Below are 15,891 nucleotides of genomic sequence, written 5' to 3' on the forward strand. Positions count from 1 at the left end.
ACCGGTAGGTATTCCTGGAGCATTGATAATCGCAGTATTTGGATTCTTCTTTGCAACAGTATCTGCAAGACTTGTAGGTTTAGTAGGTAGTAGTAATAACCCAGTATCAGGAATGACTATAGCCACATTATTAATTACTGCTATTATATTTAAAGCTATAGGTTTTGATGGAGAAGAAGGTATGATAGGTGCCTTATCTGTAGGTTCAGTAATCTGTATCATAGCGGCAATGGCAGGAGATATGTCTCAAGACTTAAAAACTGGTTTCTTAGTTGGAGCTACTCCAAGGAAACAACAATATGGAGAATTGATTGGTGCAGTAGCTTCAGGTTTGGTAATAGGTTTTGTATTATTATTACTAAATAAAGCATGGGGCTTTGGTTCATCTGAATTGCCAGCACCACAAGCTACTCTAATGAAACTAGTTATTGAAGGAGTAATGAGTGGAAATTTACCTTGGGCTCTAATCTTTACAGGGATAGGCATAGGTATAGTTGTTGAACTATTGGGTATTCAAATACTACCCTTTGCAGTAGGTCTATATCTACCAATCCATTTAAGTACACCAATTATGGTTGGTGGGGTTATTAGAGGAATACTTGATAAAAGAAAAGAAGATGAAAATATCCTTAGGGAAAAAACCGAAGGTGGAGTATTGTTTGCTTCCGGTCTTATAGCTGGAGAAGGTCTAATAGGAATACTATTAGCAGTAATGGCTATAATACCAGTAGGAGGAGCAACTCTTGCCGATAAAATTGCCTTTGGGAACAATGTACTAGGTCAATGGGGATCCTTAGTATTCTTTGCAGGTTTAGCATACCTATTGATAAAGAAATCTTTCTTTGCAAAGGTAGAAAAATAATAGGGGAGTATAATGTTTAAAAAAGATAAAAAAGAAGAAAACTATCTAGATTATATACCAAAAAAATCGGAAAAAATCCATTGGATAGAAAAAGAGGATGGATTAATCCAAATAATAATATATAGAAACTCACTATTTGAAAAGATAGTTAGAAAACTATTTTTCACCCCAGATAAATATAGAATAGATTTGGATAGAATGGGATCTTTCATATGGAACCATATAGATGGACAAAATACTATATACCATATATCCCAACTGGTAAAAGACGAGTTCAAAGAAGAAGCAGAGCCTCTATATGAAAGGCTTATCCAATATATAAATATATTGAAAAATAATAAATTTATAGAATTTCTATAGAATAACCCTCCTAATTTAGTTTGATTGTACTAAATTAGGAGGGTTTTCACAATTTATTAGAAAGAAAAGGTCCAATATTGAAAAAGAACCAAGAATATGGTAGAATAGACCTAAGAAAAATAGTGCTAAAGTACTATATGCAGAAAGGATGATAATATGTCAGTAAAATTAGGTTTTAATACTAGCATGTGGATTAAAAGCCAATTTAATACTACTGAATGTAAAATAGAAAGAAAACAAAACCAAATTATTGAATTATTGAATTACGATATATGCATATCCTTTCTATTTAATGATTCAAGAAATATAGCTTTCACAAGAAGCATAAGCACTAAGGAAAAAGATTATAACCAAAATTTGCTTCCTAGTACATTATTCTTAAACAAAAAACAATATGATTCTATAAATGAACTAATAGATAGAAAAGATATAGTAGAAAATCACCATCATGGACATTTACCTCTTCTATTAGAAAATATCAATTCGGAAGTTTTCATTCCTATATTTAAATACGATAATCTTGAAGATTTATCTATGAAATTGATAGGCTGTCTTTATTTAGGTTCAACAACATATAAAGAGTTCCCTTCCATATATTTTTCACAAGATAAAAAGATAAATGAGAAAATTTCTGATATATCCAAATTGCTTACATTATGTCTAGCAAGATTTGAACAAATATCCGACGCCATCAATATGATAGATATTTTCATTGATATTTTGGAACAAAAGGACCCCTACCTATCTAATCATAGCTATAATGTGGCCAATTGGTGTAGGGAAATTGGAATGGAATTAGGGTTTTCTAAAGATGAATTAAATGAATTGACATTTGCAGGTTTATTACATGATGTAGGAAAAACTATGATAGACACAAAAATACTGAATAAATCTAGTGAATTAACTGAAGAGGAATACGAAATAATTAAAAGCCATCCCATTTATAGTGAAAAAGTTGGTAAAAATCTATTAAATCATATTGAGGGATTAGAAGATGTATCAAAAATAATTAAATATCATCACGAAAGATATGATGGGAAGGGCTATCCTTTTGGGCTAAAAGGTGATGAAGTACCCTTTAAAAGCTATATAATTGGTATATCCGATGCTATAGATGCTATGCTTACTGATAGACCCTATAGTAGAGCTAAGCCAATAAATATAGTCATAAGGGAATTATATAAAAATAAAGGAAAACAATTCCATCCCCAATTAGTTGATATAATGGTGGAAAGATTGACTAAAGCTCAGAAGCAATTAGATGAGTCCTTCCTAAACACTATTGGTCTAAGTTCTCTTATAATCAGTTATGAAGAATCTGTTACTATAATTGAAGGCACTTTAATGGATATGAACAATTACTATATATTTAAACCTATAAAAGAGTCTTCTCTAAAAGGAATAGAATTATCTAAAATAACCGATGTTGAAATGGTAATGAAGAATCTAAATAATCTTAGTTGCTATGAAGTAAAATTAGAAGATTTAGTAGAGGATACTTTCTTTATTTCATCCATTAAATTAATTCCTTCTTCCAATACATTTAATCTCCTTTGGAGTTTGGAAGGCATACTATATTGGTCTAGTATAGGTGGAAAAACACCAATAGAAATAACAAGAATAGGTGGGGATGCATTATCTTTTTGTTTACATGATAATGTGGCTAGAGATATACCTACTGGGAAACCCTTAAAAGTAAAGGTGTTATTTGAGGAATTTGATATAGATATTACAGGTAGTATAGTAAAAAGTTATAATTTTGGGCCTTATAAATACTACGATTTCTATTATACTAATATCCCAGATAATAAAAGGGATGCCATATATAGGCAATTATTTAAAAAACAAATTGAATTAAGAAAAGCTATTTCCGAATATAGGCTTGATTAGAAAATAAAAAATGAGATTCTTCGGCATTATCAATCTAAATGCCACTAGGAATCTCATTTTAAATTATTTTTCACCTAATCTATATCCTGAAATCCTATTAACTATTAATGCAATTGCCCCATCTCCCGTAACATTGGCTGCAGTACCAAAGCTATCTTGAGCTACATATAATGCAATCATTAAGGAAAGCATGGCTGATGGAAATCCAAGCATTGTCTCTAGCAAACCTAAAGCTGCAATAACAGCTCCACCAGGCACTCCAGGAGCAGCTACCATTGTGACCCCTAACATTAATATAAAAGGGAAGATCACTCTAAAACTGGTAGCCATACCATTTAACATCATAATCGCCATAGAACAACTGACTAAAGTAATGGTACTTCCCGATAAATGTATGGTGGCACATAAGGGAATGACAAAATCGGCCACATCATCTTTGACTCCATTCTTCTTAGTTTGTTCTAATGTAACGGGAATAGTAGCTGCAGAAGACTGAGTACCAATAGCGGTAAAATAAGCAGGTACCATATTTCTCAGCATTCTAAAAGGATTCCCCCCTGTAACTGCCCCGCCAATTATAAATTGAATTATTAAAACCGTTATATGGAGCAAAATTACCATTGCAAACACCCTAGCAAATACAGATAGAATCGTTGCTACCTGGCCAGCATAGGTCATATTAGCAAATATACCTAATATATGAAAGGGTAATAAAGGAATTATTATTCTAGATATAAGTTTTTCAATAATGAATTGAAATTCTCTCATAAAATTTTTTATAGTATCTCCTTTAATAGCAGCAATTCCAAGTCCTAAAGTAAAAGCAATTAATAAAGCTGTCATTACTCCGAAAATTGGAGGCATCTCCACCTGAAAATAGGCTTGCAAAAGAGCTTCTTCTGGATTAGCTGCATTCACATTTAAAGCGCCAGGAGTTAAAAACATAGGCAATACTAGAGAAGATGTAAAATAAGCTAAAGTTCCAGAGAAAACAGTAGATCCATAAGCTATGCCAGCAGTTATGGCCAAAAGTTTACCAGCCTCTTCTCCTAAGTCACCAATTCCAGGAGCTACAAATCCTATTATAATCAAAGGAATAGCAAATCCAAGGAAATTGCCAAATAGACCATTAAAAGTAGCCAATATCCTAACTATCCAAGCTGGACCGAAGTTTCCTATAATTATCCCAAGGATAATTGCAATAATCAACTTAGGTAATAATCCCATCTTTCTCATAAACAACTCCTCCTTTCATACCTATATTGTGTGCTAATTCTATTAAAAAATACAAAAAAAGATTATAACTTTTCTATTATGGTGCCAGGTAAGATTATAAATATACTTATATCAGTAAAAGTTGTAATAGTCACAATAGTTAATTGTTTCACAAAGATCCGATTAATCTATATAATTTGATGTAGAAGAATCTAGAAATATATATTAGGAGGTGCATATATATGTTTGATAATTTATTTGCAGCAGGGAAAATAGGAACCATGGAAACAAAAAACAGAATTGTATTTACAGCCATGGGAAATGCATTAGCAAATACAGATGGGACTGTTTCACAAAAAGATATTCATTTTTATGGAGCAAGGGCAAAAGGTGGAGTAGGCCTTATCTTCACTGAATGTGCTATAGTAGATGGAGAAAGGGGCAAAGGAAATACTAAGCAAATAGGTGTTTATGATGACAAATTTATACCAGGGTTAAAGGCTTTAGCTGATGAAGTACATAAATATGATGGTAAAATTATAATACAAATCTACCATCCAGGAAGACAAGGAATAAGCGTGATTAATGGAGATCTTCCTATGTTGGCTCCGAGTAATGTTGAGTGTCAAGCAGTACATCAGCCAACAGAAGAAATGTCAATAGAACAGATCGAAGATTTAATTGATAAATTCATAGAGGCAGCAGTAAGGATTCAAAAAGCAGGAATTGATGGAGTGGAAGTACATGCTGCTCACGGCTATTTGATCAACCAATTCTTAAGTCCTTATACCAACAGGAGAGAAGATAAATACGGTGGAAGTTTAGAAAACAGAATGAGATTTTTAGAAGAAATTATTTTAGGTATTAGAGAAAGATGTGGAAAAGATTTTCCTCTAATAGTTAGATTATCGGTAGAGGAACATTTAGAATATATCGGCCTTGAAAATAAGGGGTTAAAATTGGAAGAAGGCAAAAAAATAGCAAAGAGATTAGAAGAGCTAGGAGTAGATGCCTTAGATATTAGCTGTGGAATATATGAGACCATGAATGTTTCTTGGGAGCCATCTTCTTTTGAACAAGGATGGAAGATTAACCTTCCAGAAGAAATTAAAAGAACTGTAGATATACCTGTAATAGGTGTGTCGGTATTAAGGGATCCAGAATATGCAGACAGGATGATTAAAGAAGGTAAGATAGATTTTGCTGGGTCGGCAAGACAACATTTTGCAGATCCAGAATGGGCTAATAAAGCTAAAGAAGGTAGAACCAAAGAAATAAGAAAATGTATCTCTTGCTTACATTGTATGGAGACCCTTATGGGAGCAGATATTACTGGAAATTCAACTCAGTGTGCAATCAATATACAGAGTGGAAAAGAGTATGAGTATAGTGACTTTAAAAAAGATGGTCAAGGAAGAACTGTAGCAATTATTGGAGCAGGACCTGCTGGCCTTGAGGCAGCAAGGATTTTAGCTCTTAGAGGGTTTAAACCTATAATACTGGAAAAAACAGATCAATTAGGGGGACAACTCCAGCTGGCAAATAAGCCACCTAAAAAAGAAAAAATTAATTGGCTTATAGACTATCTAAAAACACAAGTTGAAAAACTAGGAGTGGAAATTAGATATAATACACCTGCTACCATAGAAATTTTAAAGGAATTAAATCCTTATGCTATCTTTGTAGCACAAGGTGCAAATCCTATAATACCTAAATCAATTCCTGGTATAAATGGGGAAAAGGTATTGACTTGTAAAGATGTTCTCAGTGGTAAAGTAAAACTAACTGATAAGAAGGTAGCGGTAGTTGGGTCTGGATTGACAGGAATTGAAACGGCTCATCTTCTTATAAGCGATAAAAATCAAGTAAGTGTATTTGAAATGGAGGATGAAATAGGACCGGGAGTCTACTTCCAGAATTTAATAGATGTGATGAATCATATGAGACCATTGGGAGTAAAATTATATCCAAAACATAAATTAATCGAAATAGATGGAAGTACAGCCATATTCGAAAATACAGAGACTAAGGAAAAACAGTCCTATAATTTTGACTATATAGTTATATCTCTTGGGACAACACCAAATAGAGAATTAATAGATGAAATAGAAGAAAACTTTAGTAAAGTAAGTGTTTTAGGAGATGCCAAAAAATCCGGAAGGATTAGAAATGCTATGGAAAGTGGATTTGAACTAGCATACAAACTATAAAAGTGAGGAGGTATAATAATGGGAAGATACGCACAGTTATGCCCCATAATCTATGGAGAAGGAACCATTAACTTACTTGGTGAAGAAGTAAAGAAGCTTGGATGTACTAAAATAATGATGGTATCAGGAAAAACCATGGTGAAGAGTGATACCTATGCTAAATGTAAGAAAAATTTACTTGAAGCAGGAATGGAATTAGTTGAATTTAATGAAATAGTTCCAGATCCACCAGATTCTATAATCAATAAAGGTGGAGAAATTGCTAGAGAAGAAGGTGTAGATGGAATAGTTGCAGTAGGCGGAGGAAGCCCTATGGATGCGGCAAAGGCTATTAATATTTTAATTAATAATCCTCCTCCAATTAATCAATACTTTGGAAACCCATTTTATAAACCAGGAGTTCCAGTAGTTATGGTAGTAACAACAGCTGGAACTGGAAGCGAGAGTACCGGTATAGGCGTAGTTACCGATACAATCAATGATGTTAAAAATTCTATAATTGGAACTGCAACTCTAGGAATACTAGACCCTGAAACAACAGTAACAGTTCCTCCAGAGACGACAGCCTATACAGGTATGGATGCTTTTGCCCATGCTGCTGAGGCTATAACGGCAAAAAATCCAAATCCTAAGTCAGAATTATTAGCTTCAGATGCAATAAAAAGAATCGTCAAATATTTGCCTATTGCAATGGAAGATGGTAAAAACATTGAAGCTAGAGGCAATCTATTATTAGCAAGTAATTTTGCTGGTATCGCCTTTAATGATTCTCTAGTACATTTAGGCCATGCTATTGCCCATTCCATAGGAGCTAGATTCCATGTAACCCATGGAGCTGTATGTGCATTAGCAACCCCAGAAGTTATGAAATATGCTGCTGAAATTGACTCTTCAAAAGTTAAAATAGTTGGAGAATCCATGGGAATTATATTCAATGGAGAAGAGACAGAAGGTGAAATAGGGGAAATAGTTGCTGATACCATAAGGAAATTTATAAAGAAATTGAAAATAGAATCCTTAAAGGAATTTGGGATATCAAAAGAAGAGCTAGTAGATATTGCCCCTATGGTATTTGAAGATCCATGCTATAATTTTGTACCTAAAGAATTAACAAAAGATCAAGTAGTCAATATTCTAATAAATATGTATGACAACTATTAAATAGATTGTATCCTATCCAAAAGGCCTGTGTTAGATATAATATTAAGCAACACAGGCTTTTATTTATACCTTTTAAACCACCTAATTTTCAGATAGTTAAAACACAAAACCATAGAATATATGATACAATTTATACAATAGATTTTTACTTTCTACTGTATATTTTCATCAAATTTATAAAATTAGGGTGATATTATGGATATAGAATCATTAAGGTATTTTGTCAAATTATATGAAAAAAGGAATTTTACCAGAGCTGCAAAGGAACTGTTTATAACACAACAGGCATTAAGTAGAATGATTATTAAATTAGAAGATGAAATAGGAGGACTTTTATTTGTTAGAAAATCCAGAGGGGCTAATCCTACAAAACTTGCAAAGGACATGTACCCAAAAGCTTTAGCCATAATAAAAGATTTTGATGATTTTGTATATGATATACATAGTAAGGTTGAAAAACAAAAATATATTTTGAAAGTAGGCTTTGCACCAGGAACCCTTAGAGTTCTAGGAGTAAAAGAGCTTATTGAATTTGGAAGGGCATATTTAGATATTGAAGTAGATATTGGTGAATTTTCTGATGTAGATTGTGAGGCGAACGTTTTAAACGGGAATCTAGATTTGGCTTTAACCGTTAAACCAAATAATGAAAACAGGCTTAAGTATATACATTTGATTAAGGAAAACCTAATAGTACTAGTAAATAAAGACAATCCTTTAGCTAAGAAAAAAAGTTTAAGATTTGAAGATTTAAAGGGGCAAAAACTTATATTATTAGACGACACCTTTCGTATGCAGCAAGTTACCATTGACCATTTCCATAAAGCAGGCTTTAAACCCGATGTATACTTTAAATCTAGTCATGACCTAAAGGTGGTCTATGATTTAGTAGAATTGAACAAGGGAGTATTTATATTTGTAGAAAAGCTGACCGTTGTAGATAAATATAAGAATATACGATGTATTCCACTAGATGTACCTACTGCCTTTTGGGATGCTGGTTTCATCGTAAAAGGGGATACAAAAATGAAACTAGGAGTCAAAAAATTTATTAACTATTTTTTAAATAAGAGAAGCTTAGAACAAATATAGACTATAAAAAAAGATAGGGGAGAAAATTTTCTACCCTATCTATTCTTTTCATAAGCTCTCACAATAGATGGTATTAATAGAATTTGAATGATTATTCCAGGTAAAGCTGTAATGGTTATTCCCTTTATATATATTCCTAAAGGAGGTAAAGGAAGGGAAAAAAACGTCCCTAAAAGCAGTACCATCAAAGCTGCACTTACTCTTCCAATTATCATACTGAAAATTAAGGAAGGCATTAAAGTCATTTTGACTCTTCTATATAGATAGCCAGATATAAGGCCATAAACTGCCAATTCAACTAACATAATCCAAAGAATTGGTACTGGAGGCATTCCAGTTAAAATATGATTAAGTATAGGAGAGATAACTCCTACAATAAATCCCAATGAAGAACCTAATATTAGTCCGGAAATCAATACTGGTATATGCATAGGAAGAAACACAGCTCCATTAATTCCTGAAATATGTATTATCATTGGAAGTATGATGCCTATAGCTATCAATACAGCAGCAGTAACTAAATCCTTTGTTCTAAACCTCATAAACTATCTCCTTTCTTTTGATATTAGGTTATACCCTATTTGACATCTCTGTCATAAACTAATATTAGACTAATAATATAATTTAGGATGTACTTATACATTATACAATCATTTTAGGTTTTTTCCAACATTATACCCTTATATTTCTCAAAAACTTGCAAGGGAATCCATATTGGTGTAAATTAATATTATATCAAAATAATTGTCTAGTTGGGGGAATACAAATGTCATTTGCAGTACTTTTAATTTGGAAAATTTTATTATTCATGGATATAACAAATGTGGAACATAATGAGTCTTTAATTCTATTGACTAGTATATTAATAACCCTATTATTGTTCACTTTCATATATTTTAGCAATTTTAAAAAGAAGAGAACTTTAGGATTTGCTCTATATAATATAATTTCCGCTATTATGTTTGCTGATATAATGTATTATAGTTATTTTAACTCTTTACCATCCCTAAGGATGATGAAACAGTTTAATCAATTAGGAGCTGTAGGAGATAGTATTAAAACATTGCTTAATCCAAGGAATCTAATGTTTATATTGGACATACCCTTCCATTTTATATATCATAAGAAAAATCTAGATATAAGGAGAAATAAAGTATATAGCAAGAAAATAAGGTACGGGTTACCCATTGGTATAGGATTGACTTTAATATTATTGTTATCCATTGTAGATACAAAGGGTTTAATAATACCTGTTACCAACCAAGAATTATATAGCTATCATATTAACGATATTAAAAATTTGTTAATAGGAGATGAAATAGCAGAAGGAAGTAGTATATTCACTCAAGAAGATTTAGAAGAACTATTAGAACGGACTGAATTAAAGGAAGGTAAATATACTGGAATTGGAAAAAGTAAAAATTTAATAGTGATCCAAGTGGAAGCATTACAGAATTTTGTAATAAACTGTTTTTATGAAGGACAGGAAATAACTCCAAATTTAAATAGATTAATAGAGGAAAAGGGTACCCTCTATTTTGATAATTATTACCAACAAATAGGTAGGGGGAATACTTCAGATGCTGAATTTGTAACCAATAACTCCTTATATCCTTCTATGGAAGAGCCTACCTATAGTCAATATGAAGAAAACACCTTCTATGGATTACCTTGGATACTAAGAGACAATGGATATACTTCTTGGGTATTCCATGGCTATGAAAAGGAGTTTTGGAATAGAAATAATGCCTACGTAAATCAAGGTTTCCAAAGATTTATATCCCAGGGGGACTATGATTTGGTAGAAACTATAGGCTTTGGAATTACTGATGAAGAATTCTACAAACAATCTTTAGATTATATAAAAGAATTGGATAGTATAGATGATAATCCTTTCCATGCCTTCCTAATATCTTTAACTAGCCATACGCCCTTTAAAATGCCTGAAGAATATGAGTATTTGAATATAAAAGAAGAACATAAAGGCACCATATTAGGAGATTATCTCCAATCCATCCATTATGCGGACAAGGCTTTAGGAGAATTTTTAGAGGATTTGAAAAAAGAAGGGATCTACCATAATTCGGTAATAGCCCTTTATGGAGACCATTTTGCCATAACTGGATTCAACCCTTCCGGTGTAGAATTGATGGAGGAGTTTTTAGGTATCACTTATGATGTAAATGAAATGTTTAAAGTACCTTTGATAATCCATGTGCCAGGAGAAGAAATCAATGAAACTATATCTAAAATAGGTAGTCAATTGGATTTCTTACCTACTATATTGAATATTATGGGTTATGAAAATGAGAAAGGAATTATGTTTGGAAGAGATTTGGTAAACTATGAAGGAGAAAATTTTGTAGCAGCCCAAACCTATGTATTGAAAGGGTCCTTTATAGATGATGATACTTTATTCTATATGTCTAATGATGGATTATTTAAAAATAGTAAGGCTTTAAATAGGAAAACTAGAAAGCCTTTAGATGTGGAAGACTTTAGAGAAGAATATGAAAAGATAGTAGGAGAGATAAATAAATCCAATTATATTCTTAAAAATGATCTAATTAAATTGTTGGTAGAAAACCAAGGGTCGATAGACCTAGATTATCTAGAGAGTAAAAATATACCTGATGATGAGCATATAGTAAAATGTTATACTAATCCTATAGAGGAATTAAAGGAAAACTATAAAGAAGGAAACCACCTAATGGCAGTTAAAGTCCATTGGTCTCAGAATGAGGAAATACTATTAGAAGATAATCAAAGTATTGAAGATTTAGCAAATTGGATGGAAGAACATGATAAGGCCTATGTATTTCTAAGGACCAATGAAAAAGATAAATCCATCTTTTTAAATATTAAAGACCAATATCCTAAATTGAAGGATAGATTAATAGTAGAGATGACCAATTTTAAACAATACTCCAAGTTATCCAATAAGGCCTTCAAAAATATAATGTTCAATATTTCTAATGAAGACTACAAAGAAGGAGAGATCATAGACTTCTTAAAGAGAAATCCTTTAACTGGAGTAATATTAGATGGTAAACTAGCTAATAAATCCTTTATTAAGAAACTAGAAGGATTAGGAATTCCTGTTTATCTAGATGGGGTAGATAAAACTATTTTCAATGTTACTAAACAATGATAAGAATAAAAATAATATATGGCAGAAGTTAAAATACAGATGGGGGATATATATGCTATTGACCTTATTATTAACGTTAAAAATACTATTATTTATGAATATCACCAAAGTCAAATATAATAGGCCTATAGTATTACTAATAAGTATATTAGTAATACTATTCTTCTTTACATTAATCTATCTTAGCAACGGAAAGAAGAAGTATAGGCTAGGTTTTTGTTTCTATATTATAGTATCGGCAATAATGTTTGCCGATGTAGTCTACTATACCTATTTCAACACCTTGCCCTCTATTAGGATGCTAAAGCAAATGGGACAGGTAACAGCAGTAGGGGATAGTGTTAAAACCTTGTTATCCATTAAAAACTTATTATTCTTATTGGATTTACCTTTAACCTATATATACTCCAGAAGGAAAAGAAAAACTAAAAATTATAATAAATATATAAGATGGGGAATACCTGGAGGTATAGGTTTGATCTTAGTTATTACATTGGTAATCTTGAGTAAAATCAGCCTATTTGGACCAGTAACCAACCAGGAACTATTCACCTACCATGCTAAGGATATAAAGAAAGCCATAATGAAAGAAGATATAACCAATACAATGACACTTACAGCTAAGGATATAGAAGAATTAAAACTACGAACTAAGCTAGTAGAAGGGAAATACACAGGCCTAGGAAAAGGGAAAAATTTAATAGTAATCCAAGTAGAATCTTTACAAAACTTCGTTATAAACCATTACTATGAAGGTCAAGAAGTAACCCCAAACCTAAATAAACTAGTTAAAGAAAAAGGTAGTCTCTATTTTAATAACTACTATCAATTAATAGGCAGAGGGAATACTTCCGATGCAGAATTTGTGACTCATAACTCCCTATATCCATCTATGGAAGAACCTACCTATACTCAATATGTAGACAACACCTTCTATGGACTACCTTGGATTCTAAGGGACAATGGATATACTGCTTGGGCTTTCCATGGCTATGAAAAGGAGTTTTGGAATAGGAATAATGCTTATATAAACCAAGGATTCCAAAGATTTATATCCCAAGATGACTACGATTTAGTAGAGACCATAGGCTTTGGTATAACTGATGGAGAGTTTTTCAAACAATCTATGGATTATCTAAAAAAATTGGACAAACTAGACGATAATCCTTTCTATGCCTTTATGATCACTTTAACTAGCCACAATCCTTTTAAAATGCCGGAAGAATACCAGATTTTAAATATAAAGGCAGAACATAAGGATACTTTGTTAGGGAACTATATTCAATCAGTTCATTACCTAGATAAGGCTTTAGGCGAATTTATAGAAGAGCTAAAGAAGGAAGGATTATATGATGAATCACTATTGGTCATATATGGAGACCATTTTGCTATAAATAGTTTAAATAAAGATGATCAAAAAATGATGACGGATTATTTAGGCTATACCTATGATTTAGACGAGATGATGAAAGTGCCTCTAATAATCCATATACCGGATTTAGAAACCAATGTAACCCTAAATAGAGTAGGCAGTATGCTAGATTTCATGCCAACTATATTGAATATAATGGGCTATGAAAATGAAAAAGGCCTTATGTTTGGGAGGGATTTAATCAACTATGAAGGACAAAACTTCGTAGCTCCACAAACCTACGCCCTAAAAGGCTCCATAATAACTGATGAAATACTGCTAGAAATGTCCAGAGACGGAGTATTTGAAAACAGCAGAGTCTACAATATAAAAACAAGGGAAATTTTAAACCCAAAAGACTATATAGAAGAGCATGAAAGGGTAATAGAAGAGATAAACAAATCCGATTATATATTGAAAACGGATTTTTTCAGAAGATGAGAGGACGGTTAAAAAACCGCCCTCTGTTTTCTTCCTATAGTCTGTATTTTAATTATCTACTACCCTATATTCGAAGGTAGAAATAGGGCTATCATTCATGCCTGCCTTTGTGGCATAGGCTCGAATTTTGGTGTTTGCGTTTATTATAATAGGTTCTGTATAGAGTGTGCTGTTTGATGGAGATGGAGCCGAGCCATCTAAAGTATAGTATATATTGGCCTCAGGGGTATTGGTATATAGAGTAACCGTAGAGCCCTTCACTATCTCACCAGACATAGGGTCTGCACTTACCATCTGTACTATATCCTGAGATATGACTATCTCTTTTACTATATATTGATTCTTATCATAGGCTTGAAGAAAAATATTCATATCCCATAAGCCAATTACTTCATCTATTATTTCATGCAAAAATATTTCCAATGCATTTTCTGTAGCCCCATTCCAACTATCGTCATTTATATTAAAATCCATATAAACTAAAAGCTTATAATCATCTATAGATGATGAATGTAGTTTATATTCCATAGGGATTCTTAGGTCCCCCGATTTAAACAATCCATACCTATCATTCAAAAATTCTTCTGTCTCCCTTTCTAAATCAGAAGAACGAATTTTGTCATTATCGATTAGGAATTCTATACTATCTTCACCAGGATATTCTATGACTCCATTTATACGTAACCCGGGATAATATTCTTTAATTATATAGTCTATCTCCCTTAAGAAACCAAGCTTGCTATAGATGGACTTTCTATCCATAAAAGATCTACTATGAGGATAGACTGTAAGCTCTAAATCATAGCCAGATATTCTAGCTGAATAATCAAAATACTCTCTAGCATATCTACCCAATCTTTTTTCAAGCAGATCTTGGATAAATTGTGGATCTACTTTTTCCGTCATATCCAATCTACTATCTATAAACTTAAACACTATATTTCTTATTCGAGTATCAAATTCTACATAATTATATCGAGATCTATAGGGATTTATTATTTGGCCTTGAATCTTAGCTTCTTCATCATATAAGCTAGTGATAGCTACAAATATATCCCATACATAGGCTTCCACATCTCGTCTAGTCAGTCTTCTCCATCTTGAAATATTTCTACTTCCAAACTCTATATCTATATAATACCAAGAATCTCCTTCGCCTCGAAGGCTAATATCTACAGGTAGTTTCTCTATATATCCTAAGTGTTTGTTCAAATACCTTTCCATATCCTTTAAACTGTCTATTTCTTCATAAGGTATTTTAATATCCATTATAATTTCTTTCTTCTTATCTAATTGAGCCAACTCTCTATCACGTCTTAAACTAAGAGAATTTCTAAAACTATTCAAATTTTCTACATTATTAAACCCTGATTTTTCAACTAAAATAGCATTACCATCTATATTAATTACATTACCTTTGAGCTCCGGGGTTATATATAATATTGGAGATAGGGATACTAGAGAAATATATACATCATCATTGTATAATAATGGTTCTCTATCTAAAAAGACTTTCTTACCATCTAATAGTACGTCCATATCGGAAAACCCTACTTTAATATTTCGGACTAAACCTTCCCTTTCACTAGGGCTACCAGTTCTTCTACCTTCAAATTCTCGTATCTCCTTACCTAGTTCAGCGATCCTTCTTTCCTTTGCTTGTATCTCGTATCCTCTTTGGTAAGCAATAGGTTCATTGGAAACATCAGTCATATCTAGCTTCCCATGAGAACGTAGCTTTAAAACCCTCTTACTGGAATCGAAGGCATATTCCAAGTTTAAGGTCTTGGCTATTTCCTTCATAGGTACCCAAAGTTCCCCATCATATATAAAGGCCTCCTTATGGGGGAAATACTTTCCTTCCACCTGAAGTTTAAAATCCCCAAACAAAGCATCAATTTCCATCACCTGACCTTTTCCGTGACTAGGCCTAGGAAGGCATGGAAGTAAAATAAGTATAATTAATGTAAATATAATAAGTCTATTCTTCAAAATTATTCCCCCTAGTATAATAATGTCATAGTCAATAAAGACTATGCAGTTAAAACTTTTCTAAAAATCTCATTTCTTTATTCAGTAACTGAAGAAGATATTCAAC

11 protein-coding genes are annotated in these 15,891 nt (G+C 32.3%); 8 read left to right on the forward strand and 3 right to left on the reverse strand.

Going from position 1 to position 15,891, the window contains the following annotated elements:
- The 3 genes from C3E89_RS00220 to C3E89_RS00230 form a co-directional block, all read left to right on the forward strand.
- A partial coding sequence (locus tag C3E89_RS00220; RefSeq protein ID WP_236910502.1) for an OPT/YSL family transporter occupies positions 1-862 on the forward strand: 862 nt, incomplete at its 5' end.
- A 12-nt stretch (positions 863-874) separates the two neighbouring features.
- A complete protein-coding gene (locus tag C3E89_RS00225; RefSeq protein ID WP_236910503.1) occupies positions 875-1,222 on the forward strand; it encodes a PqqD family protein in 348 nt (115 codons plus the stop codon).
- Positions 1,223-1,378: 156 nt separating this feature from the next.
- Positions 1,379-3,112 (forward strand): HD-GYP domain-containing protein, encoded by a 1,734-nt coding sequence (locus tag C3E89_RS00230; protein WP_236910504.1) that lies wholly within the window; start codon positions 1,379-1,381, stop codon positions 3,110-3,112.
- Positions 3,113-3,175: 63 nt separating this feature from the next.
- Here the strand turns inward: C3E89_RS00230 and C3E89_RS00235 are convergent, their stop codons facing one another.
- The gene (locus C3E89_RS00235; RefSeq protein ID WP_236910505.1) at positions 3,176-4,348 is read right to left on the reverse strand and encodes a dicarboxylate/amino acid:cation symporter; all 1,173 of its coding nucleotides are present in this window, start codon (positions 4,346-4,348) and stop codon (positions 3,176-3,178) included.
- 221 nt (positions 4,349-4,569) lie between these two features.
- Between C3E89_RS00235 and C3E89_RS00240 the strand changes: the two genes are divergently transcribed.
- From C3E89_RS00240 to C3E89_RS00250, 3 genes are all read left to right on the forward strand, one after another.
- Complete coding sequence (locus tag C3E89_RS00240; RefSeq protein WP_236910506.1) at positions 4,570-6,537, forward strand: NAD(P)/FAD-dependent oxidoreductase; 1,968 nt, start codon at positions 4,570-4,572, stop codon at positions 6,535-6,537.
- 18 nt (positions 6,538-6,555) lie between these two features.
- Positions 6,556-7,698: an iron-containing alcohol dehydrogenase gene (locus tag C3E89_RS00245; protein WP_236910507.1), complete on the forward strand. Its 1,143-nt coding sequence runs from the start codon at positions 6,556-6,558 to the stop codon at positions 7,696-7,698.
- Between the two features lie 195 nt (positions 7,699-7,893).
- Positions 7,894-8,790 (forward strand): LysR family transcriptional regulator, encoded by an 897-nt coding sequence (locus C3E89_RS00250; protein WP_236910508.1) that lies wholly within the window; start codon positions 7,894-7,896, stop codon positions 8,788-8,790.
- Between the two features lie 35 nt (positions 8,791-8,825).
- On the opposite strand, the gene C3E89_RS00255 is transcribed toward C3E89_RS00250, so the two are convergent.
- Complete coding sequence (locus C3E89_RS00255) at positions 8,826-9,332, reverse strand: ECF transporter S component (RefSeq protein WP_236910509.1); 507 nt, start codon at positions 9,330-9,332, stop codon at positions 8,826-8,828.
- A 224-nt stretch (positions 9,333-9,556) separates the two neighbouring features.
- On the opposite strand from C3E89_RS00255, the gene C3E89_RS00260 reads away from it, so the two are divergent.
- A complete protein-coding gene (locus C3E89_RS00260; RefSeq protein WP_236910510.1) occupies positions 9,557-11,941 on the forward strand; it encodes a sulfatase-like hydrolase/transferase in 2,385 nt (794 codons plus the stop codon).
- Between the two features lie 52 nt (positions 11,942-11,993).
- Entirely contained in the window at positions 11,994-13,793 is a 1,800-nt protein-coding gene (locus C3E89_RS00265) for an LTA synthase family protein (protein WP_236910511.1), read from the forward strand.
- Between the two features lie 48 nt (positions 13,794-13,841).
- Here C3E89_RS00265 and C3E89_RS00270 read toward each other — a convergent pair whose 3' ends face one another.
- Complete coding sequence (locus C3E89_RS00270; RefSeq protein ID WP_236910512.1) at positions 13,842-15,785, reverse strand: chitobiase/beta-hexosaminidase C-terminal domain-containing protein; 1,944 nt, start codon at positions 15,783-15,785, stop codon at positions 13,842-13,844.
- Positions 15,786-15,891: the final 106 nt, after the last annotated feature.

It is taken from the genome of Clostridium sp. Cult1 (assembly GCF_021655095.1).
Classification (GTDB): Bacteria; Bacillota; Clostridia; order Tissierellales; family Tepidimicrobiaceae; genus Schnuerera.